This is a genomic window from Acerihabitans sp. TG2 (assembly GCF_035013185.1).
In the GTDB taxonomy this organism is placed as follows: Bacteria; Pseudomonadota; Gammaproteobacteria; order Enterobacterales; family Enterobacteriaceae; genus Acerihabitans.
In genome coordinates, this window is the sequence record NZ_JAYGJO010000001.1 from 302116 (window position 1) to 328738 (window position 26623).

The window sequence follows — 26623 nt, forward strand, 5'->3', positions numbered from 1 at the left end:
ATTTCTGGGGAAATGGAGTGACTACTCTACAGATGTCGGTGGTACATCGATTACCACAACATTATCGTTGGCTGCATGGTTTTAGCGGCATAAAAGTCGAACCCTTTATCTCGTCTGAAAGCAGTAGCGATAACGAGCTGATTGGCTTGACGCTGCTTAGCCATGACGGGGACAGTGCCTGGCAGGTTATGCAGGAGTTGTCCCGTTCCCTGGTGGAAATTCAGATTACCTGCGCTGTGGTGGAGTATGACGGGCAACCCTGTCTGTTTTTGCACCGCGACGATGAGTGCACCTGCCTGTGCCGGTTAAAAAATATGGGTGTGGCGATTGCCGAATCCGTGGCGATGCCTTATCTGTTCTAGGCCGTCGATGACGTGTGTGCGGCTACTGCGCCGATAGCATCAGTTGGCGGGTATACTCTGCCGATGGCGCGTCAAACACCTGTTGGCATTGCCCTTGTTCCACGACCTCCCCTTCACGCAGCACTATCACCTGATGACACATCGCCCGTACCACTTGCAGATCGTGGCTGATAAACAGGTAGGTTAGCTGATGTTTTTCCTGTAATGATTTAAGCAATTGCAATATCTGTGCCTGCACCGAGCGATCCAATGATGAGGTAGGTTCATCGAGGATCACCAGATCCGGTTGCAGGATCAGCGCACGGGCGATGGCGATACGCTGTCGTTGACCGCCGGAAAACTCGCCAGGATAACGGTGGCGGCTGGTGGGATCGAGCCCCACTTCCTCCAGCGCGGTGATCAATCGCCGCTGTTGTTCCTCGGCGCTATAGTGGTGGTGAACCTGCAAGCCTTCGACAACGATCTGTGCCACCGTCAGCCGGGGATTCAGCGCTGAATTGGGATCCTGGAACACCACCTGGATCCGGCGGCGCACCGGCAGCATCTCGCGCCGGGTAAAACGATGCAACGGCTGGCCGTCAAACCAGATTTCGCCTTCGCATTTCAACAGCCGCAATATTGCCAGGGCAGTGGTGCTTTTACCCGAGCCGGACTCACCCACCACGCCCAAACTTTCACCACGTCGTAGGGTAAAACTCACCTGTCGTACCGCGCTTTTCTGCGTCGTTTGCCGGCCAAACAGACCACCCCGCTGGCTAAAATTCACCCCCAGGTTATTCACCTGCAGCAGAGTGGGCGCCGAGGGATCGATCGGCAACGGATCTCCACCGGGCTGCGCGGATAGCAATTGACGAGTATAAGAATGTTGCGGCGCACGAAACAGCTCTGCGGCCGGGCTGACCTCAACGCACTTGCCTTCCTGCATGACCGCCACGTTATCCGCCAAGCGGCGGACAATATTCAGGTTATGGGTGATAAACAATAACGCCATGCCTGTTTCCGCACGCAGCTCAATCAACAGCGCAATGATTTGCGCCTGTACCGTGACGTCAAGCGCGGTGGTGGGTTCGTCGGCAATCAGCAACTTGGGCCGGGTCAACAGCGCCATGGCGATCATCACCCGCTGACGCTCGCCGCCGGAGAGTTGGTGGGGGAAATCCTTCAGGCGGGTTTTGGCCTGGCGTATCCCCACGCGTTCTAGACTGGCGAGAACTTCGGCACGGGCTTCGGCGCCGCGCAGACCCCGATGTAATATCAGCACTTCCAGCAGCTGTTTCTCCACATTATGCAGTGGATTAAGCGACGACATCGGCTCTTGAAAAATCATGGCGATATCGTTGCCCCGCACCCGACGCAGCGAAGTCTCATCGGCATGCAGCAGACTTTGACCTTGGAATAAAATGTCCCCGTGTAGATAGACCACCGGCGGCGTTGGCAGCAGGCGCAGCACCGATAACGCGGTAACGCTTTTGCCCGAACCGGATTCGCCTACCAGTGCCAGCGTTTCGCCCGCGTTAAGCGATAGGGACACCCGATCCACCACCTGATGGGTGCGCTCACCCTGGCGAAAGGCCACGCTCAGTTCCTGAATCTGTAAAAGGGGTTGGGTCATGGTTTAATGCGCCTTGCTCGGGTCGAAGGCGTCGCGAATCGCTTCGCCGATAAATATCAGTAATGAGAGCACCAGCGCCAGCATCACAAAAGCTGTTATACCCAGCCAGGGCGCTTGAAGATTATTCTTGCCCTCCAACAGTAAATTACCTAGGGAAGGCGAGCCAATGGGCAGGCCGAAACCCAAGAAGTCCAGTGAGGTCAATGTGGTAATGGATCCGCATAAAATAAAGGGTAGGAAGGTCAGGGTAGCCACCATGGCGTTGGGCAGCATGTGGCGCAGCATAATCATCGAATCACTGACCCCCATCGCTTGGGCGGCGCGGATATAATCGAAATTACGGGTGCGAAGGAATTCTGCCCGCACCACCCCTACCAGGCTCATCCAGCCGAACAGTATTGTGATGCCTAATAACCACCAGAAGTTCGGCGGTACCACGCTTGAGAGCAAAATGATCAAAAATAGCGTCGGCATGCCGGACCACACCTCGATAAACCGCTGGCCCCAGAGATCCAGTCTGCCACCGTAGTAGCCCTGGGTAGCGCCAGCAATGATACCCAGCAGGCTGGAAAACACGGTCAATGCCAGACCAAACAGCATGGAGAGGCGGAATCCGTACAATAAATTGGCCAAGACATCTTTGCCGGCGCTGTCGGTGCCTAACCAATTCTGCCGGGTGGGCGGTGAAGGAAATGGCCGCTCGGTGGCAAAGTTAATGGTGTGATAATTATAGCGTATCGGTGCCCAGAGTACCCAGCCATGGGCTGCCAGCCTGCTGGCCAGGTAAGGGTCGCGATAGTCCGCTGGGGTAGCGAACTGGCCGCCAAAGGTGGTTTCGCTGTAGTTGAAGAGCAAGGGTGAGTAAAACCGTCCCTCGTAACGCACCAGCAGTGGCTTATCATTGGCCACCAGCTCCGATCCGAGGCTAAGGATAAACAGCACTAGAAACAGCCATAACGACCAATAACCACGTTTATTCTCACGAAAGCGCGCCCAGCGCGCCTGGTTGGCTGGACTCATTGGCGGCCCTCGAAATCGATACGTGGATCGACCAAGGTATAGGTCATATCACTGAGGATATTTAACAACAGACCAATCAAGGTAAAAATGTACAATGTACCGAACATCACCGGATAATCGCGCTGAAGGGTGGCATCAAAGCCCAGCAGGCCTAGGCCGTTAAGGGAAAACATCACCTCAATGAGCAACGAGCCGGTAAAAAACATACTGATAAAGGTGGCGGGGAAGCCGGCTATCACCAATAGCATGGCGTTGCGGAACACATGGCGATACAAGATCTGTTTTTCACTCAAGCCCTTGGCACGGGCGGTGATAACATACTGCTTGCGGATTTCATCCAGAAAAGCGTTTTTGGTCAGCATGGTGAGGGTGGCAAAACCGCCAATGGACGTGGCCAGTACTGGCAGCGTGATATGCCAGAGATAATCGGTGATTTTTTTATACCAAGGCAGGCTGTCGAAATGGCTGGATACCAGGCCACGCAGGGGAAACCAATCCAGATAACTGCCGCCCGCGAACAGCACAATCAGCAAAATGGCAAATAAAAACGCCGGTATCGCATAACCAATGATAATCAGTGTGCTGCTCCAGACGTCAAAGGCACTGCCGCTGCTGACCGCTTTGCGAATACCCATTGGGATCGACACCAAATAGATAATCAACGTGCTCCATAAACCCAGCGTAATAGACACCGGCATACTGTCTTTGATCAACCGCATCACCGTCTCACCGCGAAACAGGCTATCGCCAAAATCGAAACGCAGGTAGTTCCACAGCATGGTGAAATAACGTTCATGCAATGGCTTATCAAAGCCATAACGCTTGGTAATTTCAGCGATCACCTCGGGATCCAAGCCTCTGGCACCGCGATATTGGCTATCGCCAATTTGGCCGCCGTTCAGTGTGGGGACCCGGGCGGTGGGATCGGTATGTCCAACACTAAAACCGCTTTGTTGGCCCTGTTCGATATTGGCAATGGCTTGTTCTACCGGCCCGCCGGGGGCAATTTGCACAATAAAAAAATTCAGGGTGATAATGGCCCATAATGTCGGTATGACCAACAGCAATCGACGTAGCAGGTAATGTAGCAATTGGCCTCCTGAAAAAAATAGGGGTTTAGACTCAGCGCCGCTCGGCGGGCAATCGCGCGGCCCGGTTGACGTCGTACCACCAGGTATCAACACCCAACGCGTAGGTCGGTTTGACCTCCGGCATGGAAAATTTATCCCAATAGGCCAACCTGATTTGATGAGAGTACCACATGGGGATCATAAAATAATTCCAGGTCAATACCCGATCCAGCGCTTTACCCAAGGGTAACAACGCCGTTTGATTACCTTGATGTCGAACAATTTCATTAATCAGGTGATCAACCGCAGGATCCTTCACCCCAGGGCGGTTGTAGCTGGAGTCGACATAGGCGCTACTCCATGCAAACTGCAGATCACCACTTGGGAAAGCATACGCGCGATAGGTTGATGGCATCATATCAAAGTCACGCTTACGCAGACGGTTGCTGAATTGGGCGTGATCCACCTCGCGCAGGGTCAACGTAATGCCCAGGCGCTGAAGATTATGCTGGAATGACAACAGGTAGTTAGTGTTGCTGCCATTCATTACCATCATTTCAAATTGGAACGGTTTGCCGGTCTTACTGTTGACCAGCCTCTGGTCTCGCAGTTCCCAGCCGGCCTGTTTTAATAGCGCCAGCGCGTCAAGCAGATTTTTGCGGTCGTAACCGCTACCGTCGGATACCGGTGGTTGGAAAGGTCCGGTCAACACTTCTGGTGGTATTTGGCCTTTTAGCGGCGCCAGCACCGCCAGTTCGGCGACATCGGGATAATCTCTCGCCGCATAGGGGGTGTTGGTAAAATAGCTGTTTACCCGCTGATAACCCTTATAAAATAGTGCCTTATTCATCCACTCGAAATCAAATGCCAGGGTCAGTGCTTGGCGCACACGCCGGTCGGCAAACAGCGGACGCTGAATGTTAAATGCTAGCCAGGGTGTATCCACCGGGGCGTTGTTGGGCAGTTCTTGTTTAATAATATAGCCGCGCTCAATGTTACCGCCACGGTATTGCGTCGCCCACAGTTTCGGCGAGCCTTCGATGCGTAAATCAAAGGCACCGGCTTTAAACGCCTCCAGCGCGACATTTTCATCCAGGTAGTAGTCATAACGAATAGTATCGAAATTATTACGACCACGATTTACCGGCAGGTTGACCGCCCAATAATCTTTCACTCGCGAGTAGGTGACATACTGACCGGTTTTCCAGGCGGTAATGCGGTAAGGTCCGCTGCCCAGCGGCGGCGTGGACAGCGGATCGCTGAGCTTATGGTGTTGCCAGTAGCTTTGCGGCATGATGGGCAGGGTCAACAAACCCAACATGCTATCTTTATCGGGTTTTGGAAACTCAAAGCGAACCGTGAGACTGGAGATGGCCTTGACCTTCACGTCCTTATAATACAGCCGAAACTGTGGCACCCCTTCGGTCATGAATTTTTTAAAGGTAAATGCCACATCGGCAGCGGTAATCGGTTGATGGTTATGAAATCGAGCCCGAGGATTGATGGATATTTCCGCCCAGGAAAAATCCGCTGCATAACGTGCCGATTCGGCCACCAGTGGGTAATAGCTGGCCATCTCGTCGTCCGAGGTGGTAAACAGGCTGTCATAAAGTTGATCGGAGCGTACCGCCGCAGTGCCGCGCAGGGCAAAACGGTTAAAATTATCATAGGTGCCTATGGCCGATAACGTCATGTTGCCGCCTTTTGGCGCGGCCGGGTTTACGTAGTCGAAGTGGTTGAAATTATCCGAGTATTTTGGTTCGCCTAGCAAAGCAAACGCATAACCCTCTTGTATGGTTTCGGCGTGGGTGCCGAGACAGAAGGCGCTGAGTACCAGTGCAATCCAAACACGTGGAAACATTAGGTTACGCTCCTGCGGTGATCCTAAATTAAGACTTAACAAAACAATCGGCACGGCCGTTAACGGTTCTATTATAAAGGCCTAAGACCAAGCCATTAACGATTTTTTCATATTAATGTCAAAATTATTAATTACCACTTTGCCAAAGTGAATGATGGCAAGGGTCTAACTGACAGGTTGGTAATTATATTGATTTAGATCAGGATCTATTTGACTTAAGGGTGAACCAAATCGCTTAATTATTATTCTACCCTTTAACTTTCCCGTTGCCGGTGCGCTGATCGCGTTTTTACACCCTAATCTTTTGACGGCATAAGCTCATCAGGATTCTTTCGTTTGCCGCCTTCGGGCAACTCGGCATCTATTGGGTTTTCACTAAAAGGGAATATACAAATCTTTAATATTGATTAAAAAAAGACCACCTCGTGGGGTGGTCTTGGTCTCTCGCTTCGTGTTCCGGCAACCTTAACGCTACAGGAGATAATCGCTAGCTATTGGCATCATTATTATTATTGTGAGCAGTAACCATTGAACCATGGGTGCCGCTGGTCAATACGCGCCGTGCTTGCCGATAGCGTTTTTTCCAATAGTCTTCATTCAGGCTGGATATCATCACACCACCACTAGTGGAGGCATGGACAAACTGATCATTGCCCAGATAAATACCGACATGACGCCCGGTAGAACCGGCACGAAACAACACCAAATCTCCTGGTCGCAGCTTGGAGCGCTGTACTTTTGCGCCAATATCCCGCTGTTCACTGGTGGATCTGGGTAAAATCAGGCCAAACTGTTCACGAAATGTCGTCTGGACAAAAGCCGAACAATCTATGCCGCGTTTGCTACTGCCCCCTAAACGATACCGCACTCCTTTCCATACTGCATATTGGTCCATAATCTTGGTTTTAATCTTGACGTTACGGACCATATCTTCAAATTGATCCTGAGAGGCTTGCAGTAAAAAATCACTTCTATCGTTGACTGCATGCATCTCAGCTGTTTGTTGACTACCATGAGAACTACAAGCGGAAAGCAAAATCGCTACCGCAGCTGCGGGAATTAACCGCAGAACATATCTCAAAATAGGTTGAGATTTGACCATTATTAGTGTTATCCCTTTAAGTCCTTAGCGACGGTGCCGCTATAAAATTGCCAAACGAAGCGAGAATAATATGCAAATATTTATTGACCAAACGATATTTTTGCATTGTGCGTCACCAGTCACATAAGCGGCTTGACACAGCTAACATACGCACGATTATATCAGTCTGGAAGTACAGAGAAATCGAGAGTACCGTAATGAAAAAGGGAATGCGAGGTTTTTTATCGACAATTTTATAACTTTTGATGATGTGAAAAATGATTAAAAGTTTGGTAAAAATGTGATCAAAAAATTAACACTGCCAATTTGAACCGCGCCAGGCGTGGCCCGCAGGCCATTAACCAACCGGCACTGACGGTTTGGTAAGCCGGTTTGCAACGTTTTCTGCGCACCGGCACCATAATGAATTCCTATCGATGGTGGCGCTCTGGGGGGCAAAGGACAGTTTAGTCAAATGGCCACGACGGCAGATACCCGCTTCCCCCTGTCCGGGACGATCATTTCATGACGCCTAAACGATTCTTTAAGAGCAAGTGTTGTAAGCTATTCCAGTCCGCTGGCAGGGGATTGATCACCTCGATTCGGCTGTCCGGCGGTGGCGCTGGCCGGGTTTCAATATGCAAATCCAGCCCTTGGCGATTCACCGTGAGGGTACCTTCCGCAATGCGCATAACGGCTTTGACCCGCTCCACCGGCGCCAAGCGCACCCACTCCAACAGACCAATGGTATCAAATAACGTGTCGCCGTCAAAAATCCAGCCACAGGCATGATAACCCTGTCCGTGGTTCAGCGCACGCCGCCAACCGGTATTGCCAGGCAAACGCAGCGCCGCCAGTCCGATTGTCGGCGTCGTATGTGGGTGATGATGGCGGCCATCGGGAAGTTCACGTTGGTTCGATCGGGGCATGTCCAGCAGGGAGATATCAATCCTGCCTTGGGTGGCACCCACCACCGGTCGGCCGTCGCCATGTGTGTGCTGCCATTCGGCCAACTGGGCGCGGTCTTGCTCCGTATAGCGGTCCTGCTTATTGGCGATAATGATGTCGGCCGCTGTTAACTGATCACGAAAATTTTCGTTGTTGAGATAATGAGGATCCGCCAGCTGGCGGGCATCCAGCAAGCATAAGGTCGCTTGACGATCCAGCCAGCTTTCATAACTGGCTGAGTCTAGCATGGCCAGAATCTGTTTCGGATGACCCAGACCGGTGGGTTCAATCAGCAAACGGTCGGGTGTATTACGTTGCAGCAGGGTATTGAGTCCCACTTGCATCGGCAGGCCGTTAACGCAGCACATACAGCCGCCGGGGATTTCTTTTAACACCGCGCCGCTATCGGCTAGGAGTGCGCCGTCGATGCCGATCTCGCCGAATTCATTAACCAGCACCGCCCAGCGTTCATTCGCTGGTTTTTGTGCCAGCAAATGCAGCAACGTTGTGGTTTTCCCGCTGCCGAGGAAACCGGTCACCAGATTGGTTTTTGTGGTCATGGTTTTAACAGGTCCATTTGTCGCTTCATGCGTTTACGGCGGCCGCAACCGTCGCTTTGGCACCGTCATGTCGCAACCGTTCATAGGCGTGGGTCACGGCGTCAACAAAAGCAGGTATGGCGGGCAAGTCTGTACCAAACACCTGGTGCAGCGTCAGTAGCGCACGTACCCTGGGCTCGCCTTCGGGACTGGACAACACCAACTGATGCAAGGTTTCGCGCAGGGGATCGCGGATCTCAATGTTATCGCCAGCATCATCATGCCCACTCACATAACGCATCCAGCCGGCAATCCCCAAAGCCAGCAGGGGATAGGCGCTGCCTTGGGCAATATGCCAGCGTACCGAGTCCAGCAAGCGTTGTGGTAATTTCTGGGTACCGTCCATCGCAATTTGCCAGGTACGGTGTTGTAGCGCCGGGTTGGCGAATCGCGCGCGCAATTGTCGGCCATAGTCAGCGAGATTAACCGCCGACGGATCCAGGCTCAAGGTCGGTGCCTGTTCGTTAACCATCAAGGCTGTCACCGCAGTGCAAAACGACCTGTCCGCCATACAATCACTGACATGCAGGTAACCGGCCAGATACCCCAGCCATGCCAGGAACGAGTGGCTGCCGTTGAGCATACGCAGCTTCATTTGTTCATAAGGCGCAACATCGGTAACGAACTGTGCGCCGACGTGCTGCCATTCGGGCCGACCGGCCACAAAATGATCCTCAATGACCCATTGAATAAAGGGCTCGCAGGCGATAGCGCAGGGATCCTCCACGCCAAGCAGCGCGCTGATTTCATTTAGTGCCTCCGGCGTGGCGGCAGGGACGATACGGTCAACCATGGTGGCCGGAAAGGCGGCGTGCTGCGAAATCCACGCTGCCAGGGCCAGATCCTGCGCTTCGGCCAGTCCCAGTATCGCCCGTTTGACCACCTCACCATTGCCGGGAATATTATCACATGAAAGCAGGGTAAATGGCGCCAGCCCTCGCTGGTAACGGCGACGCAGTGCTTCCACCAGAATACCCGGCACTGAGGTGGGCTGCAGGGGATGACTCAGATCGGCCTGAATGGCAGGATGGCGACGATCCAACTCGCCGCTGTCCGGTTCAATGCAATAGCCTTTTTCGGTAATGGTCAGCGAGACGATAGCCACTTGGGGTTCGGCCAGTTTCTCCAGCACTGCGTTCATTCCCTCGACGGCAGCAATCACTGATTCCCGCACTGCGCCAATAATGCGTGCCGATCGCGTCTCGCCATCCTTTTCCAATACGGTGAACAAATGATCCTGGTGGCGCAGTGATGCCAATAAACCGGCGCTGTGCAAACTGACCTCACAAATACCCCAGTCGCCGCCAAGCTGATTAAGCACCCGATCGGTCATGACCGCTTGATGGGCGCGGTGGAATGCACCAAAGCCAATATGCACGATGCGGCTGCAAAGTCTGGTCCGATCGTAACCGGGTTGTTGCACCTCGGGGGGCAGGGAATGGGTCGCGATGGTGGTCATGTGGAAGCTTCCTGTTTGACCGTAGGCTAGGCGCACGGTAACGTTTAATTGTTAGGCAATTTTCCGTCAGGATCAATGCCGCAACATAGCCTAAACGGACTATTCAGGGTAAGCGGGAATGGTGAAGTACGCAAGCGGCGGCCTGTACCGAACTTATTGCCCGGCACGGGTCGCTGCTTGGCCCGGAGCAATCAGTCCGCACGGCTCATATAGCGGCGTTCGGCCACATGAATGCGGATCTTTTCTCCGCTGTTAAGGTATTCCGGCACTGACACGGTCAAACCCGTACTCATCAGCGCAGGTTTGGTGCGCGCGCTGGCCGAGGCGCCTTTAATACCCGGCGTGGTTTCGATGATGTTCAAATCTACCGTTTGCGGCAGTTCAAGGGCCAGTACTTGGCCTTCCAGAGTCAACACCTGCATGCCCGGAATACCGCCTTCGGGAATAAACAGCAGCTCGTCTTCGATGTGTTCTTTTTTGAACAGATACGGGGTGTAATCCTCGTCATCCATAAACACATACTCATCGCCGTCGATATAGGAGAACGTGACCGACCGCCGAACCAGGTTGATGGTCTCAAGGATATCGTCGCCCTTAAAGCGCTCTTCCACTTTGAGTCCGGTACGGACGTCGGAAAAACGCATTTTATACAGCGTACTGGCCCCACGTGCACTTGGACTCTGGATATCAATATCTTTTACCAGCAGCAACTTACCATTGTAGTTTACCGCCATACCGCGCTTAATTTCGTTTGCTCTAGCCATCAAAATGGACCTGTATAATTGTGTCGGGATCTATGGCGACACGTTACCCTTTTCCGCCGTTGTCGGGCAAGAGTGAAATGCGTGTGTCGCGGGGCAGCGGCGAATCTACATCACCAATGCGCCACATGCAATAACCGGCGCCGGCAATCATTAATAGCGCCACAAAAAACACCGCATGAAATGGCCAAAACGTCGCCATCAGGCCGGCCAGCGAACCGGCGATAATCCAGCCCATCCGCCCAGTGTTGGTAAATAGCGTGGTGGCAGCACCGGCTTGACCAGGCATCAAGTCCTGAAAATAGATCATGCCGATACCTGCCAGTATACCAATAAACACGGCGTTCAACAGTTGCAAGGCCAACAGGGCCACCGAGCCGGTAAAATACAGCAGGCCGAGATAAAACAGCAGCCCCGCACTAACGGCGATGCGCATCAGCAGCCGATTGCCCACGCGGCGCGACAGGTATCCCGCCACCAGCATGGTGGGGATTTCCAGCCCGGCGGCGGTGCCCATCATGGCGCCGGCCAGCTTTTCCGACAAATGCCGCTCATGCAGTAAATAAAGTGGCATATTGATCAGATACAGGCAATTACAGCTCCACATCAGGGTGCAGGCGTAAAATAACAGCCAGGTATCACGGCGATGACGGCGAGGGGCTTGCGGCGGCGCTGCGGTGTTCAACGCCGATTTACGCATCGAGGGCAGTAAAAAACCGACCAATGCACCGCAAAGCACAAAGATCACGGCAGCCATCATATACAGGGTCCTAAAGCCAAACCCCAATGCCAGCGCAAAGGCCAGCGGCGGGCCGACGACCCACGCCAGTGATACCTGCGCGCGCATTATCGAACTGAACATCACCGCTTCGCGACCGGATTTTTCCGCATGTTCCCGCGCCAGCGCGAACATTTGTGGATTGGCTGTGGACCCCAGGCTGGTCAGCAATACGCCGGGAAACAGCAGTACAAAATAGTGACGATTGAAAGCAAACAGCACACAACCCAGAGAACCGAGCAGACAGCAGCGCAAAATTAATCCTTTACGATCGCCTCGTTTATCTGAGCGTCCAGCCAGGAACTGGCTCACCGCAATGCCGATCACGGCACTACCGGTAAAAAACAGCCCTACCATAAAGGGGGGTGCCTGAACCTCAGTGGACAAAAACAAACTCAACGTCGGCAGCTGCAACGCGCCGGCAATGCCGGAAAGGAAAGCGATAACCAAAAATGCCGATGCAGTCACATCTGGCAGGTGCCATGGCAGGGCAATACGGGTATGCATAAAGTTATGTCAACATCAGGGCTGGTGGACACGCAAATCATACGCTTGTCGGCTAAAAACAACAGTGTGTGGCTGAAAAATACCTTTTCAGACGGATACGGGCAAAACAATTATTAGCCAGGCTCAGCCGCAGTGTTGGAGCATCAGCTGAACCTATATCAAAAATCGACTACTCATCATCGACCACTTCAGCAATGCTTCAGCACTCCGCGGTAAACAAGACATGTCGGCGACGAAATTAGGCAAAATGTGCTGCGCTTCAAAGATTCAGTATGAATATATTGGCAGTGCTTGCATTGTGCACCGCAACGTTAGAGACTTTATTGAAACGTTTCAGCGTTATCGCGTGGCACTTTGGCCCGCAATAACGCTCTTGTTATCGATCAGAGCTGAAACGATTCAATTTCAGCAAGCGAGGAGCGGTATGTTTGATCTGTCATTAAAAGATATTCATCTCGGTGCCCATGCACAGAACAAGCACGAGGCCATCACTCAGGTAGCGACGGCCCTGACGCAGGCGGGCAGCGTCAGCGAAGGTTACGTTGACGGTATGATGCAGCGTGAACAACAGACTTCCACCTTTTTGGGCAATGGTATCGCTATTCCTCACGGTACTACCGATACCCGCGATCTGGTGTTGAATACTGGCGTTCAGGTTTTCCAGTTTCCACAAGGAATCGATTGGGGCGAGGGTCAGTTGGCGTATGTGGTCATCGGTATTGCCGCCCGCTCTGATGAGCATCTGGGGCTGCTGCGTCAGCTTACCCATGTGTTAAGTGACGACAGCGTGGCGGCCAAGCTGGCCAACACCACCTCCGCCGAAGAACTGCGCGACGTGCTGACCGGCGCGCGCCAGGCTGCACCTTTTCTGTTCGATACCTCTCTGATGAGTCTGGATATCGCCGCCGGCGATATGCTGACCCTCAAAGCGTTGAATGCTGGGCGGCTACAGCAGGCTGGTGCGGTGGATAACGCTTTTGTCAGCGACGTTATCAGTGGCCAACCACTCAACTTAGGTCAAGGCGTATGGCTCAATGACGCCACGCGCGGCAATCTGGCCAGCGCCATAGCGGTTTCCCGCCCGGTGGCGCCGTTTGACGCTGATGGTGACAACGTTGCACTGCTGATTACCGTGGCCATGGTTGACGATCAGCCGCTGACGGTGCTGAACCACCTAAGCGATCTCGTGCGCGCCGGGTCGGTAGCAAACTTATTGTCCGCCGACGGACCAGCACTTCTGGCGTTGCTCAGCGGTGAAAGTGCCGCGACGCCGTCACTGCTCAGCGCAGAATTTGTCGTGCGCAATGAACACGGACTGCATGCCCGTCCTGGCACCGCGTTGGTGAATGTGATTAAACAATTCAACAGTGCAATAACGGTCACCAATCTGGATGGAACCGGCAAGGCGGCCAACGGCCGCAGCCTGATGAAAGTGGTGGCGCTGGGCGTCAAAAGTGGCCACCGGTTGCGGTTTACCGCCGACGGTGACGATGCAGAACAAGCGCTGGCGGCCATTGGTGCAGCTATCGCTTCGGGTCTAGGGGAGGGTGCGGCATGAGCAGGCGCGTTGCCACCATCACCTTAAACCCGGCTTATGATTTGGTCGGTTTTTGCCCCGAAATTGAGCGCGGAGAAGTTAACCTGGTGCAAACGGCTGGACTGCACGCTGCGGGAAAAGGGATCAACGTTGCCAAAGTACTTAAGGACCTCGGTATTGATGTTACCGTTGGCGGTTTTCTGGGCAAGGATAACCAGGATGGTTTTCAACTGCTGTTCAGCGATCTGGGCATAGCCAACCGTTTTCAGGTGGTGCAAGGACGTACTCGTATCAATGTCAAACTGACGGAAAAGGATGGGGATGTCACCGATTTCAACTTTTCTGGCTTTAACGTCACGCCGCAGGATTGGGAACGTTTTGTTAACGACTCCCTGACCTGGTTGGGTCAGTTCGATATGGTGGCAGTGAGCGGCAGTCTGCCGACGGGTGTAGCGCCTGAGGCGTTTACCGAATGGATGATCAAGCTGCGCAGCCATTGTCCATGCATCATTTTCGATAGCAGTCGCGAAGCGTTGGTGGCGGGTTTAAAAGCAGCCCCTTGGTTGGTCAAGCCCAATCGGCGCGAGCTGGAAATCTGGGCCGGACGCAAATTACCCGCCCTGTCCGATGTGGTGGAAGCCGCTCATGCGCTGCGCGAGCAAGGCATTGCCCATGTGGTGATCTCATTGGGCGCGGAAGGCGCGCTGTGGGTTAACGCCTCTGGTGCCTGGCTGGCCAAACCACCGGCCTGTGAAGTGGTCAGCACCGTGGGTGCGGGTGACTCCATGGTCGGTGGACTGATCTATGGTCTGCTGATGCGCGAATCCAGTGAACATACATTACGCCTTGCCACCGCTGTGGCGGCATTGGCGGTGAGTCAGAGCAATGTCGGGATCACCGATCGGCCGCAACTGGCCGCAATGATGGCCCGTGTCGATTTAAAACCTTTTAATGACCGGTTGGAGGCAAAATGAAAACGCTGCTGCAAATAGACAGCTCACTAGGGCAAGCTCGTAGCCACCTGGTGAAAAGAATACTGGTCGAGACTGCGCCGAAAGCGGGTTTGACCTTAGTTGAATCCGTCGCTGACGCCGAACTGGTGATCCAGGTGGGACACTCGGCTGCAGATGCCGCACTGAACGGCAAACGTGTCTATCATGGTGATGCCGCCTTGGCCGCCAGCGAGCCAGACACGTTTTTGCAGCAGGCTAAAACCCATGCTGAGATCTATCAAGCACCGACTAACGCTACCCTGGCAGCTGGCCTGAATACCCTTAACCCCAACGGGCCGAAACGTATTGTCGCCATCACCGCTTGCCCCACCGGCGTGGCCCATACCTATATGGCGGCTGAAGCTATCGAGGGTGAAGCGAAAAAACGCGGTTGGTGGGTAAAAGTAGAAACCCGCGGGTCAGTGGGCGCAGGTAATGCTATTACCGCCGAAGAAGTTCAGCAGGCCGATTTGGTGATCGTCGCCGCCGATATTGATGTTGACCTCAGCAAATTTGCCGGCAAGCAGATGTATCGTACCTCTACCGGTCTGGCGCTGAAAAAGACCGCCCAAGAACTGGATAAAGCCGTGGTTGAAGCCAAGTTATATCAACCTCATCAAGGTTCCAAAGAATCCAGTGGCAATGAAGAGAAAAAATCTTCGCAGGGCCCTTACCGTCACTTATTGACCGGTGTGTCTTATATGCTGCCAATGGTGGTGGCGGGGGGGTTGTGTATTGCGTTGTCGTTTGTATTTGGCATCCATGCGTTCGAACAGCCGGGCACCTTGGCCGCGGCGCTGATGCAAATCGGTGGTAAATCAGCCTTTGCCCTGATGGTGCCGGTGCTGGCCGGATTCATTGCCTTCTCAATTGCCGACCGTCCTGGCCTGACCCCTGGTCTGGTGGGGGGTATGCTGGCGGTCAGTACCGGTGCCGGATTTATTGGTGGGATTATCGCCGGTTTCCTGGCCGGCTACGTGGCAAAATTTATCAGTACCAAACTGCCGTTGCCACAAAGCATGGCGGCACTGAAACCTATCCTGATCATTCCGCTGATTGCCAGTCTGGTGACCGGCTTGGTGATGATCTATGTGGTGGGTACGCCGGTGGCGAAGTTGCTGACCGGAATGACCAACTGGTTGCAGTCGATGGGCACCGTGAACGCTGTCGTATTGGGTGCCATTCTTGGTGCGATGATGTGCAGCGATATGGGTGGGCCGATTAACAAAGCCGCCTATGCGTTTGGTGTTGCACTGCTCAGTACCCAGACCTATGGACCGATGGCGGCGATTATGGCTGCGGGTATGGTACCGCCGCTGGGTATTGCCGTCGCGACGCTGATTGGCCGCAATAAGTTCGATAAACCCGAACGTGAGGCTGGCAAAGCCGCATTTGTGCTGGGTTTGTGCTTTATCTCTGAAGGGGCGATCCCGTTTGCCGCCCGCGACCCGTTCCGCGTTATCCCGCTGAGCATGATTTCCGGTGCGCTCACCGGCGCGTTGTCGATGTTCTTTGGCGCCAAGTTGATGGCACCTCACGGCGGCGTGTTTGTACTGTTGATCCCAGGCGCTATTACGCCGGTCGTGGGATACCTGATCTCCATTGCTGCAGGGACTCTGTTGCTGGGCGTGACGTACTCGATGTTTAAACGTCCAGACGCTGAATTGGCGAAAGCGATGGCATAACGTTAATCACCTACCTCGTGTCATATACAAACCGGAGAGGCAACTGCCTTTCCGGTTTGTTTTAGGGTCGAGTGATGGGTTCTTCTCTCTATTGCCGGATCCCATCGTGGGGGCCGGACTTTCGGCGATTAATTTTTTTCCAGTGATTTCAGCCAGGCAATTTCCTGCGGCCAGATCTCAGGCTCGACGGTTTCCAGAATCAGTGGGATATTATCAAAACGCTTATCAGCCATGATCCAGGCAAACGCGGTTTGGCCAATATTGCCTTCACCGAGGCTGTGATGACGGTCCACCCGACTGTTGAATTCGCTTTTGGCATCGTTGAGGTGCATGCCACGTAAATAAGTGAACCCAACGATATCATCGAACTGGGTAAAGGTATGCTCACAGGCCTCTTCAGTACGTAAATCATAACCGGCGGCAAACGCATGGCAGGTATCGATGCATACCCCTACCCGGGTTTTATCTTCCACACCGTTGATAATCGTCGCCAGATGCTCAAAACGAAAACCCATATTGCTGCCTTGTCCGGCGGTATTCTCAATCACCGCGGTTACCCCGGCGGTTTTTTCCAGCGCAATATTAATGGATTCGGCAATGGTCGCCAGGCATTGGTCTTCATCGATCTGTTTTAAATGGCTGCCAGGATGAAAATTCAGCAATGTCAGCCCGAGCTGCTGACAGCGTGCCAGTTCGTCAATAAATGCCAAGCGAGATTTTTCCAGCGCCTCGGCGACCGGATGGCCAAGGTTAATCAAATAGCTATCATGGGGCAGGATTTGGTTCGGGGAGAAGTGATACTGCTCGCAGGTTGAACGAAACTTATCAATATCCTCGTCGCTAAGATCGGCCGCTTTCCATTGACGCTGATTTTTGGTAAACAAGGCAAAAGCGGTCGCATCCAACTCATGAGCACGCAGTACCGCCTGATCCACCCCTCCCGCCGCGCTAACATGGGCACCGATAAATTTCATGTTTTCTCCTTTTTTAATCATATTCTGGCACCGACAGTACCGAAGGTCGTGCTGGTAATAGCACCGATAATAATGCCGATGATAATGCCGAGAGTATGCTGTTTAGGAAAAAAAAGCGCGAATAATTACCGTCCAGGGCCAAGCCGCGCCCCATCCGTGAACGCGGCGCGGCTTGGCCCTTATAAATGCACCGGGGCCCTGTGCAACCACCGTATCCTCAGCTAAACAGTCGATGAATACCCAGGTTAATCATGGCGCCGCCGACGATTAACCATATAAACAACAGTAACGCCAATAGCAGGGGGCGCACGCCAGCTCGACGCAGGTCAGTCAAATGGGTGGTCAATCCTAGCGCTGCCATGGCCATGGTGAGCAACCAGGTGTCCAGCAGGTTAATAGACGCCAACACCTGTGGGGTGAACAGATGGAAAGAGTTAAGACCGGCCACGCCGATAAACAACACGGCAAACCATGGGAATGAAATGGCCGCACTGGAGCCGGTCTCTACCGACCTGCTGCGTCGCAGCCAGGCTGACAACAATAGCAAAAACGGTGCCAGCAGCATCACCCGGATCATTTTGGCTATCACGGCAGCATTTTCCGCCTCGGGGCTTATGGCATGACTCGCCGCGACCACTTGCGCCACTTCATGCATGGTTGAGCCGGTATAAATACCGAAGGTGAGCGGGGTAAACGGCAGCCAGTGAAAATGTTCATTCAAATGAAACAGGGCGGGATAAATAAAGATTGCTGCGGTACCAAAAATGACGACGGTAGCGACTGCCACGGCCACTTTCTCGCCGCTGGCTTTTAGCACCGGCTCGGTCGCCAGCACCGCCGCGGCACCGCAGATACTGCTGCCGGCGCCGATCAGCATAGTGGTGTCCTCGTCCAACCCAAACACCCGACGTCCAAGCCAGCAGGCCAATAAAAAGGTTGAGCTAAGCGTCAGCATATCGATAATCACACCGGTGGTGCCAATGTCGCTTATCTGTTGAAAGGTCAGGTGGAAACCATAGAAGATAATACCCAGACGCAACAGCCGTTGTTTGGAAAACAAAACACCCAGATGGCACTGGCGCTGCACCGGCTTATAAACGCTATTGCCCACCACGATGCCGATGAGTATCGCCAGCGTCAGGGCGCTAAGGCCAAGTCCGTTGATTGATGGCCAGGCACCCAAATGCACGGCGAACAGACTAATGGCGCCGGTCAACAGCAACCCGGGTAAATAATGCAAAAAAAGACGGCCTAAGGGTTGTGGCCGCAGTAGGGTTAAACGCAAAAACATGAAAAGTCCACTCGTTGGTAGCAGGATGCGCCTAGCTTAAATAGGACTGGCATAAAAGAGAAATTGATTATATGTTTATAACCTATCGTTATTAGTGGTTAATGACGGACATTAACCTAATGGGACTTGTCGATGCATATCACTTTGCGCCAGTTGGAGGTTTTTACCGAAGTGGTAAAAAGCGGCTCGACCGTACACGCGTCCGCCAAGCTGTCGCTGTCACAATCTGCGGTCAGCGCCGCGTTGACCGAATTGGAAAATCAACTGGCCTTACACGTTTTTGATCGGGTAGGAAAACGGTTGGCCATCAATGAGCATGGACGCCTGTTGTATCCGAAAGCGATCGCGTTGCTTGAACAGGTTATGGACATTGAGCAACTGTTTCTCGGCGGCAATGGTGCGCTGCGCCTGTTTGCCAGTAGCACCATTGGCAATTATATTTTGCCTGAGATGATTGCCGGCTACCGGCGCGATTTTCCGCACACGTCGCTGGAGCTTCAGGTAGGCAATAGCCTGGATGTGGTTAATGCGTTGATCGATTTTCGCGTGGACTTGGGTTTGATTGAAGGCCCGAGCCATCAACCGGAGCTGATCACCCAGCCTTGGCTGCAGGATGAGCTGGTGGTGTTCGCTGCGCCGGATAATCCGCTGGCCGGTCGTCGACTGGCGCTGGAACACTTAGCCGACGCGCCCTGGATCCTGCGCGAACAGGGATCGGGCACCCGTGAAATCGTTGATTATTTGCTCTTGGCCCGTTTGCCACACTTTACGCCGGTGATGGAGTTGGGCAACTCCGAGGCGATCAAACATGCGGTACGCCATGGGCTGGGCATCAGTTGCCTGTCACGGCGGGTGGTGGCCGAAGCGTTGACGTTGGGGACGCTGGTCACGCTGGATCTGCCGCTGCCGCCGTTGATGCGCACGCTTTATCTGGTTCGTCACCGGCAAAAACATCTCTCCCAGGCGTTGACCCGTTTTCAGGACTATTGTCGGACATACGGTTAAATCTGTCAGATTGTGCTAAAAACCAGCGATTTGCCGATATTATGCTTATAATCAGCGCGACATTATGAAGCTATCTTATAACGGAGCCTCGGTACTACCACCGGCAGCCTGATTTGTTACAATTCGGCCTCGATTTTTGTACGGACACGTTAACTCACCATGCTCCACAATTCTCTCGACAGTTCACCCACTCCAGGTCTGCGGCGTGAACTTAAAGCGCGGCATCTGACGATGATCGCCATCGGTGGTTCTATCGGTACGGGACTGTTTGTCGCGTCTGGCGCCACCATTGCCCAGGCGGGGCCAGGCGGTGCGCTATTGTCCTATATCATTATCGGGCTGATGGTCTATTTTTTAATGACCAGCCTCGGCGAGCTGGCGGCTTATATGCCGGTATCTGGCTCATTCTCGACCTATGGCGCCCAGTATGTGGAAGAAGGCTTTGGTTTCGCGCTGGGGTGGAACTACTGGTACAACTGGGCGGTAACCATTGCCGTGGATCTGGTGGCCTCACAACTGGTGATGAACTACTGGTTTCCCACCGTGCCTGGCTGGATCTGGAGCGCGGTGTTCCTGGCGATCATGTTTCTGCTCAACGCGATTTCGGTCAAGGGTTTTGGTGAAGCGGAATATTGGTTTTCGCTGATCAAAGTGGTGACGGTGGTGATCTTTATCGCGGTGGGGGTACTGATGATTGTCGGCATCCTGCGCGGCGGCGAAAGCGCCGGCTGGCATAACTGGCAGGTGGGTGAAGCGCCTTTTGCCGGCGGTTTTCCGGCGATGATCGGTGTTGCCATGATTGTCGGTTTCTCGTTTCAGGGCACCGAGCTGATTGGCATTGCTGCCGGTGAGTCCGCCGATCCGGCTAAAAATATCCCGCGCGCAGTACGCCAGGTATTTTGGCGTATCCTGCTATTTTACGTGTTGGCGATTCTGATTATCAGTTTAATCATCCCCTATACCGACCCTAATCTGCTGCGTAATGATGTCAAAGACATTACCGTCAGTCCGTTTACCCTGGTGTTCCGCAACGCTGGCCTGCTTTCCGCCGCCGCCGTGATGAATGCGGTGATCCTCACGGCGGTGCTGTCAGCGGGCAATTCTGGTATGTATGCCTCAACCCGCATGCTCTATATGCTGGCCTGTGAGGGCAAAGCGCCCAGGATTTTCGCCAAATTATCCAAAGGTGGTGTACCGCGCAACGCGCTGTACCTGACCACGGTGATGGCGGGCTTGTGCTTTTTGACCTCAATGTACGGTAATCAGACGGTTTATCTCTGGCTGCTCAATACCTCGGGCATGACTGGTTTTATCGCCTGGCTGGGTATCGCCATCAGCCACTACCGCTTTCGCCGAGGCTACCAGTTTCAAGGGCGCCAACTGGGGGATTTGCCTTATATAGCCGGATTTTTTCCCCTTGGGCCGGTATTTGCCTTTGTACTGTGTCTGATGATCACCTTGGGGCAAAATTATCAGGCGTTTTTACAAGATCGCATTGACTGGTATGGCGTCACCGCAACCTACATTGGTATCCCGCTGTTTCTGGTGATCTGGTTGGGCTATAAATGGAGCCATGGCAGCAAACTGGTACGTTATGAGGACATGATTTTCCCTGACCGTCCCGCCGACACCACACTGGATAACCCATCGGTCGACAGTCCGGCAGTGGCACCGCGTTTGTTATAAGATCTGAGTGTGTGATGTGGACACGGCGTTCGCCGTGTCCTGCTTGATGATAAAGCCTGTCCTTATACACAAACTTCGAATAAATACGTTTTAAAACATACTATTATATTTATATAACCCCAACTAAAACCCTCAAATCGTATTGATAAGAATTATCATTTGCTTTATTATGTTGCCCAAATTAGATTTTGACCCCCTTGATCTACCTTGCCGCCGCAGCACGTGTGTTGCCGTGAATGGCATAGGTTGATTGGGCAATAGGTAATATTAATGAGCGCGACGTTAGACCCCCTGGCGGCTTACAGCCGCAACGGCACACTGAGCCGTTATCAGCGCATTCAGCGCCACCGGTTAGTCCTAATGGGCATTCTGATCCTGGCCATTACGGGCAGTGTACTGCTGGATTTTACCCTCGGCCCGTCCGGTCTTGGCATCAGTACGCTGGTGGATACGCTGCTTAACCCCGCCGCTGCTGACAGTGGCACCCGGGTGATCGTCTGGGACATCCGTTTGCCTTTTGCACTGATGGCCGTTGTGGTGGGGCTGTCGCTGGGTCTGGCGGGGGCGGAAATGCAGACCATTCTCAATAATCCGCTGGCCAGCCCATTTACCCTCGGGGTCTCCTCGGCAGCGGCGTTCGGCGCCGCCCTGGCTATCGTGCTCAACATCGGACTGCCCGGTGTGCCGGTGCAATGGGTTATCCCGGCTAACGCCTTTATTTTTGCGTTGCTGGCGGCGTTGATGCTAGACGGCATTACCCGCTGGACCCGGGTGGCCAGCTCAGGTGTGGTGTTATTCGGCATTGCACTGGTGTTTACGTTTAACGCCTTGGTGTCCATGCTGCAATTTATCGCCACCGAGGATACGCTGCAAGGACTGGTCTTTTGGACCATGGGCAGTTTGTCTCGTGCATCCTGGCCTAAGCTTGGCATTATCGCCCTGGTGTTTGCCTTGATGTTGCCGTGGTCGTTAAGTAGCGCCTGGAAACTGACCGCGCTTCGCCTGGGAGAGGATCGCGCGATGGGATTTGGTATTGATATTCGTCGTCTGCGACTGGCGACGCTACTGCGCATCAGCATTCTCTCTGCCCTGGCGGTCGCTTTCGTCGGTCCGATTGGTTTTATCGGTCTGGTAGCCCCGCATATTGCCAGGCTGATCTTTGGCGAAGATCACCGGTTTTATTTGCCCGCCAGCGCGCTTACCGGCGCACTGGTGCTGTCAATGGCGTCGGTAGTGTCGAAAAATATCGTGCCCGGCGTCATGATCCCGGTGGGGATCGTCACGTCGCTGGTGGGTGTGCCGTTCTTTCTGAGTATTATTTTGCGTCATCGGAGCAATGTATGATGTCGGGTCTGCGTATTGCGCATTTCACCGCCGGCTACACCCGGCGTAAAGTGATAAACGATCTGTCGATTCCGTTGTTGCCACGCGGCAAAATCACCGTATTGCTCGGACCCAACGGCTGTGGAAAATCCACCCTGCTGCGCGCCTTGGCCGGGTTAAACCCGGCCAAGGGCGAACTGTGGTTGGATGATGAAAATCTGATGCGACTCCCGTTCGCCAAGCGGGCGGATCGGGTGGTCTATCTGCCACAAAGCCTGCCCGCAGGCGTGCATTTACAGGTAATGGAATCGATTATTGTTGCCCAGCGCGCCAGCGGCGGGCCAGCGCATCAAAGCGACGAAGTGGCGGTCATGGCGCTACTGGAACAGTTGGGCATTGCGCATCTGGCGCTCAGTGACCTTGAAGAACTGTCCGGGGGGCAAAAACAGCTGGTTGGCTTGGCACAATCACTGATTAGGCGTCCATCGTTGCTGTTGCTCGATGAGCCGCTCAGCGCATTGGACTTAAATTTTCAATACCACGTAATGGATATTATTGGCCGGGAAACCCGGCGCAGAAATATGGTTACGCTGGTGGTATTGCATGACATCAATATTGCCCTGCATCATGGCGAACATGCCCTGATGCTGCAACATGGCCGGCTGATTGCCGACGGTGCGCCGGAGCAGGTGATTACCACCGAAAATCTGGCCCGAGTCTATGGCGTACAAGGGCGTATTGAGCACTGTTCAATGGGATTGCCACAGGTGCTTATTGATGGATTGGTGACACCCGCGCCACAGGGTTAAGCGCCTCAAGGCCAGGGTTTTACCCCGACCTGCCGTACCAGGGTTTGAGCATGCTCCATGGCTTGTTGGCAGCTCTCGCCGTAGGCCATAACATCGCCGACAATCACCTTACCGACAGCACGGCGCGCGAGAATCGACTGCCCCGACGATGGTTTTAGGCAACTGGCAATAAAATAACGATGGTTTTTATCAATCAGGGATGCATCGTGTTGACCGGCGCGTGGGCAAAAGATAAAAGCATCGGCGACAAAAGGGTAGCGTGGGTGTAGTGATCGGCTCAGCGCACGCGTTTTGCCGCACACGAAATCCACCACATGCACCATCATATTGATGCCGGTGGTCAGTTCCACCTGCTTGTTCACCCGCGCATTGGCAATACCCAGGGTCATATCAACCAGTACCGGCCCGTCTGCGGTGTAGATAAATGTTACGCTAAGCGCGCCGCCACGCAGTTTGAGTGCCTCTACCCAGCGTTGAACCTGGATACTGGCCTGGGCCAGGCGCTCCGGATCAAGATCCGAGGGCTGACAGATACCGGTGACGTAAGCACGATCACCTGCGGACAAAAACCGCCGGTTGACCGCGATAACCCGCCAGTGCCCGTTGTGATACAGCAGTTCTGCACCGTAATATGGCCCCTCGATACATTGAACCATGGTACATTGCTCCATGATAACATGCCGATGTGCGTTGCTAAGCGTCGCGCGCTGCCCCTGACAAATACCCGTTATGGCATGGCGATAGTGTGCTGCGTTCTGGCATATACACGCACGGTGGGCGTCTGGGGTACGGGCCCGCTCATGATTAAAGGCGCAGCGCAATCCATCAAGGCAAGGGCAGGGCAGCCCCAGAGCCTGCGCCACGTCAACTGCGGGAACCATCACCTCGTCATAGCTGCCCAGTACTGCCGTGACCGGTATGCCATTGTGCTTGATGCAATCGAGCATGGCGACGCTATCAAAGGTATCAACGCAATACACCTCGTCGAACAGTTGCATATCGATACCATGATAAAAATGGCTTTCGTCAAGATAGCGGGAGGTAAAGAGGATGGGAGATAAGCCTCTATGTCGGATGTCGTCTATCACCGAGCATTCAATTTCCCTGGCTTCTATCAAAAGAAAAACGGTCATGAAAGCTGCTCCATTAACTCGACTTATTTAGGGTGTGGGTTTCTGATAATATCATGCAGAAAAATGTGAAAAATACGATACGCAGACTAAGAGTTGCGTTTGTCATTTTTTATTTCACGCCATACCAGTACCCAAGCCTATCGCCATTTTCCGACCAAACTTTTTTATGTTGGCACCACCATTATAATATCCGCCTCCTTCCCTCGTTATTAAAACACGAGTTAAACCATTGTGGAGTTAGTCATAATAAATAATATAAAACAGTTTATTTTCAATGGGTTGTTTTATGATATAAAATATTTTTTTAATTTTTAACGATCGTATTACGACAGTCGGTAATTAACGGATGATTTGGTTTTTCCCTATTACGCCAGCGCGTTACATTGCCAATGAGTTTAGAATGATAGCAAAAAGGTGAAAAATAGCGATGTTTTTGCCGTCTTGTTGTTAATCTCATTATATCTGTTTATACGCGCAAAGATAAACGTCATGGATGCTCCCCGGAGCTGGACGAAGAGCAGCAACTTTGCCGACAAATCACTAAGGCGATCAATGTCCACAACCTTACAATCGTAAACGGATTCCTTTTTGCTTTTCAGGTTAGTAACGCGGACACCTCGACTTTCATGTTCATCTTCGTAATTGCTGAATATTGTGTATCTATATTATGAATTAATGAACGACACATTAAAATAATCAGCTTGGAATCTCGAGTAATGATTGTATTTAAACCCTGAGAAGTCATTGCCGCTTGACTTATAGTTAAATTCATTTTTGTTATCTTTAGTTAAGGTGTACTGGAGTACACCGTTGCTGTCATCTACCTTAATCATTCCCTTCGCTGTATCACACGAAAAATACGAATTATTCGCAAATGAAGAGCTACATAAAAGCATTGCGATTAATGTCATAAATTTATAGGTCAGTACAGTAGTCATATTTCAGGTGGTTGGTGAGCGGGCAAGACTCGACCCTTTCTTGGGCCTCATCCCTCACGGGGGTGCGCCAGGAAAAGTCTGCCCCAGACAGATTTGTCGCGGCGTCACCGCCATGCTGCCACGTGAATGATCTACGCCATGGCGTTGGCTGTTGATAGCCGCGTTAACATTGCGGCCATGTTCAATACCGCCGACGTCGCTGCCAGCAGGTCATGCCAGCAGCTAATCAAGGTCAAACGTTCAAATAGCTGGCGTGAAAGCGCAGATGATCGTCGATAAAACTGGCGATAAAAAAGTAACTATGATCATAACCGGGTTGCCACCGTAAGGTCAGAGGCCAGTTTTTGCTGAGCGCCAGTTCGGCCAGTTTTTCCGGCTGCAACTGTTCACCCAAAAACGGATCAGCATCACCTTGATCAATCAGGATCGGCAATGGCTTGGCCTGCTCGTTGGCCAATAAATGGCAGGTATCATAGCGCTGCCATACCTGTGGGTCGTCGCCAAGATACTGGCTGAATGCTTTGCGTCCCCACGGCACCAGGCTTGGATTGACGATGGGCGCAAACGCCGACGCGGAGCAAAAACGGCCGGGATGGCGCAGCGCCAGCATCAGCGCGCCATGGCCACCCATGGAATGGCCCATAATAGCCTGTCTACCGCCGTTTGGGTGTTGCTGCGCCACCAATGCCGGCAGTTCGGTGGCAACATAATCAAACATATTATAGCTACCAGACCACGGCGATTGGGTGGCATTAACATAAAATCCCGCGCCCTGGCCCAAATCGTAGGCCTCAGCATCAGGGACTTGCGCGCCGCGCGGGCTGGTATCAGGCATCACCAGCATCAGATTGAGCTGTGCCGCGAGCCGCTGGGCACCGGACTTTAAGGTAAAATTCTCGTCATTGCACGTCAGACCAGAGAGCCAGTACACCACATGGGGTGGCGCGCGATGGCTCAGCGGTTCCGGCAAAAACAGGCTATAGGTCATTATCCCGCCGGTGCTGGCGGAATGATGGCGATAGCGCAACTGTTGGCCGCCAAATAATCGGTGTTGGTCGATACATTCGGGTAGTTGCTCTTTGTTCTGCATTACACTCCTCCCGTCATCTTTCACATTGCAGGTGCGTTGGCGGCGCTCGCTCACCCGAATCACTTACTGATGTAAGCTCATCGGGATTATTTCGCTTGCCGC

21 protein-coding genes are annotated in these 26623 nt (G+C 53.2%); 8 read left to right on the forward strand and 13 right to left on the reverse strand.

Annotated elements, in window-relative coordinates; translation table 11 throughout:
• The first annotated feature begins 17 nt into the window (after positions 1-17).
• Positions 18-362: a YejG family protein gene (locus SJI19_RS01360; RefSeq protein ID WP_323476446.1), complete on the forward strand. Its 345-nt coding sequence runs from the start codon at positions 18-20 to the stop codon at positions 360-362.
• 22 nt (positions 363-384) lie between these two features.
• On the opposite strand, the gene yejF is transcribed toward SJI19_RS01360, so the two are convergent.
• The 9 genes from yejF to SJI19_RS01405 form a co-directional block, all read right to left on the reverse strand.
• On the reverse strand, positions 385-1974 hold the full coding sequence (yejF, locus tag SJI19_RS01365; protein WP_323476447.1) for a microcin C ABC transporter ATP-binding protein YejF: 1590 nt from the start codon (positions 1972-1974) through the stop codon (positions 385-387).
• Between the two features lie 3 nt (positions 1975-1977).
• Positions 1978-2994 carry a microcin C ABC transporter permease gene (locus SJI19_RS01370; RefSeq protein WP_323476448.1) on the reverse strand — a complete coding sequence of 339 codons (1017 nt, stop codon included), beginning with the start codon at positions 2992-2994 and terminating at the stop codon, positions 1978-1980.
• Complete coding sequence (locus SJI19_RS01375) at positions 2991-4085, reverse strand: microcin C ABC transporter permease YejB (protein WP_323476449.1); 1095 nt, start codon at positions 4083-4085, stop codon at positions 2991-2993. Before SJI19_RS01375 ends, SJI19_RS01370 begins: the two co-directional genes overlap by 4 nt.
• A 31-nt stretch (positions 4086-4116) precedes the next feature.
• Positions 4117-5925: an extracellular solute-binding protein gene (locus SJI19_RS01380; RefSeq protein ID WP_323476450.1), complete on the reverse strand. Its 1809-nt coding sequence runs from the start codon at positions 5923-5925 to the stop codon at positions 4117-4119.
• Between the two features lie 487 nt (positions 5926-6412).
• A complete protein-coding gene (gene mepS / locus SJI19_RS01385) occupies positions 6413-7027 on the reverse strand; it encodes a bifunctional murein DD-endopeptidase/murein LD-carboxypeptidase (RefSeq protein WP_323476451.1) in 615 nt (204 codons plus the stop codon).
• A 497-nt stretch (positions 7028-7524) separates the two neighbouring features.
• Positions 7525-8514: a GTP-binding protein gene (locus tag SJI19_RS01390; RefSeq protein WP_323476452.1), complete on the reverse strand. Its 990-nt coding sequence runs from the start codon at positions 8512-8514 to the stop codon at positions 7525-7527.
• A 25-nt stretch (positions 8515-8539) separates the two neighbouring features.
• Complete coding sequence (locus tag SJI19_RS01395) at positions 8540-10012, reverse strand: fructuronate reductase (RefSeq protein WP_323476453.1); 1473 nt, start codon at positions 10010-10012, stop codon at positions 8540-8542.
• Positions 10013-10203: 191 nt separating this feature from the next.
• Positions 10204-10776, reverse strand: a complete 573-nt coding sequence (gene yeiP, locus SJI19_RS01400) for an elongation factor P-like protein YeiP (RefSeq protein WP_323476454.1) — start codon at positions 10774-10776, stop codon at positions 10204-10206.
• Between the two features lie 43 nt (positions 10777-10819).
• Positions 10820-12058 carry a sugar efflux transporter gene (locus SJI19_RS01405; RefSeq protein WP_323476455.1) on the reverse strand — a complete coding sequence of 413 codons (1239 nt, stop codon included), beginning with the start codon at positions 12056-12058 and terminating at the stop codon, positions 10820-10822.
• Between the two features lie 424 nt (positions 12059-12482).
• Here SJI19_RS01405 and fruB point away from each other — a divergent pair, with 424 nt between their 5' ends.
• Genes fruB through fruA form a run of 3 tightly spaced genes read left to right on the forward strand, consistent with a single transcriptional unit; the run spans position 12483 to position 16272 of the window.
• Positions 12483-13616, forward strand: coding sequence for a fused PTS fructose transporter subunit IIA/HPr protein (gene fruB / locus SJI19_RS01410; protein ID WP_323476456.1), 1134 nt, complete (start codon positions 12483-12485; stop codon positions 13614-13616).
• Positions 13613-14569, forward strand: a complete 957-nt coding sequence (fruK, locus tag SJI19_RS01415) for a 1-phosphofructokinase (protein WP_323476457.1) — start codon at positions 13613-13615, stop codon at positions 14567-14569. The genes fruB and fruK overlap by 4 nt, the downstream gene beginning before the upstream one ends.
• Positions 14566-16272, forward strand: a complete 1707-nt coding sequence (gene fruA / locus SJI19_RS01420; RefSeq protein ID WP_323476458.1) for a PTS fructose transporter subunit IIBC — start codon at positions 14566-14568, stop codon at positions 16270-16272. The genes fruK and fruA overlap by 4 nt, the downstream gene beginning before the upstream one ends.
• Positions 16273-16400: 128 nt before the next feature.
• On the opposite strand, the gene nfo is transcribed toward fruA, so the two are convergent.
• The gene (gene nfo, locus SJI19_RS01425) at positions 16401-17246 is read right to left on the reverse strand and encodes a deoxyribonuclease IV (protein ID WP_323476459.1); all 846 of its coding nucleotides are present in this window, start codon (positions 17244-17246) and stop codon (positions 16401-16403) included.
• A gap of 217 nt (positions 17247-17463) precedes the next feature.
• Positions 17464-18537, reverse strand: coding sequence for a YeiH family protein (locus tag SJI19_RS01430; protein ID WP_323476460.1), 1074 nt, complete (start codon positions 18535-18537; stop codon positions 17464-17466).
• 132 nt (positions 18538-18669) lie between these two features.
• On the opposite strand from SJI19_RS01430, the gene yieE reads away from it, so the two are divergent.
• The 4 genes from yieE to SJI19_RS01450 all read left to right on the forward strand — a co-directional run bounded on the left by yieE (position 18670) and on the right by SJI19_RS01450 (position 23360).
• Complete coding sequence (gene yieE / locus SJI19_RS01435) at positions 18670-19542, forward strand: DNA-binding transcriptional regulator YeiE (RefSeq protein ID WP_323476461.1); 873 nt, start codon at positions 18670-18672, stop codon at positions 19540-19542.
• Positions 19543-19701: 159 nt separating this feature from the next.
• A complete protein-coding gene (locus tag SJI19_RS01440; RefSeq protein ID WP_323476462.1) occupies positions 19702-21228 on the forward strand; it encodes an amino acid permease in 1527 nt (508 codons plus the stop codon).
• A 270-nt stretch (positions 21229-21498) separates the two neighbouring features.
• Complete coding sequence (locus tag SJI19_RS01445) at positions 21499-22572, forward strand: iron ABC transporter permease (protein ID WP_323476463.1); 1074 nt, start codon at positions 21499-21501, stop codon at positions 22570-22572.
• Entirely contained in the window at positions 22569-23360 is a 792-nt protein-coding gene (locus tag SJI19_RS01450) for an ABC transporter ATP-binding protein (RefSeq protein WP_323476464.1), read from the forward strand. The genes SJI19_RS01445 and SJI19_RS01450 overlap by 4 nt, the downstream gene beginning before the upstream one ends.
• Before the next feature lie 5 nt (positions 23361-23365).
• Here SJI19_RS01450 and SJI19_RS01455 read toward each other — a convergent pair whose 3' ends face one another.
• Both SJI19_RS01455 and fghA read right to left on the reverse strand, forming a co-directional pair.
• Positions 23366-24493: a hypothetical protein gene (locus SJI19_RS01455; RefSeq protein WP_323476465.1), complete on the reverse strand. Its 1128-nt coding sequence runs from the start codon at positions 24491-24493 to the stop codon at positions 23366-23368.
• Positions 24494-25663: 1170 nt separating this feature from the next.
• Positions 25664-26521 carry an S-formylglutathione hydrolase gene (gene fghA, locus SJI19_RS01460; RefSeq protein ID WP_323476466.1) on the reverse strand — a complete coding sequence of 286 codons (858 nt, stop codon included), beginning with the start codon at positions 26519-26521 and terminating at the stop codon, positions 25664-25666.
• Positions 26522-26623: the final 102 nt, after the last annotated feature.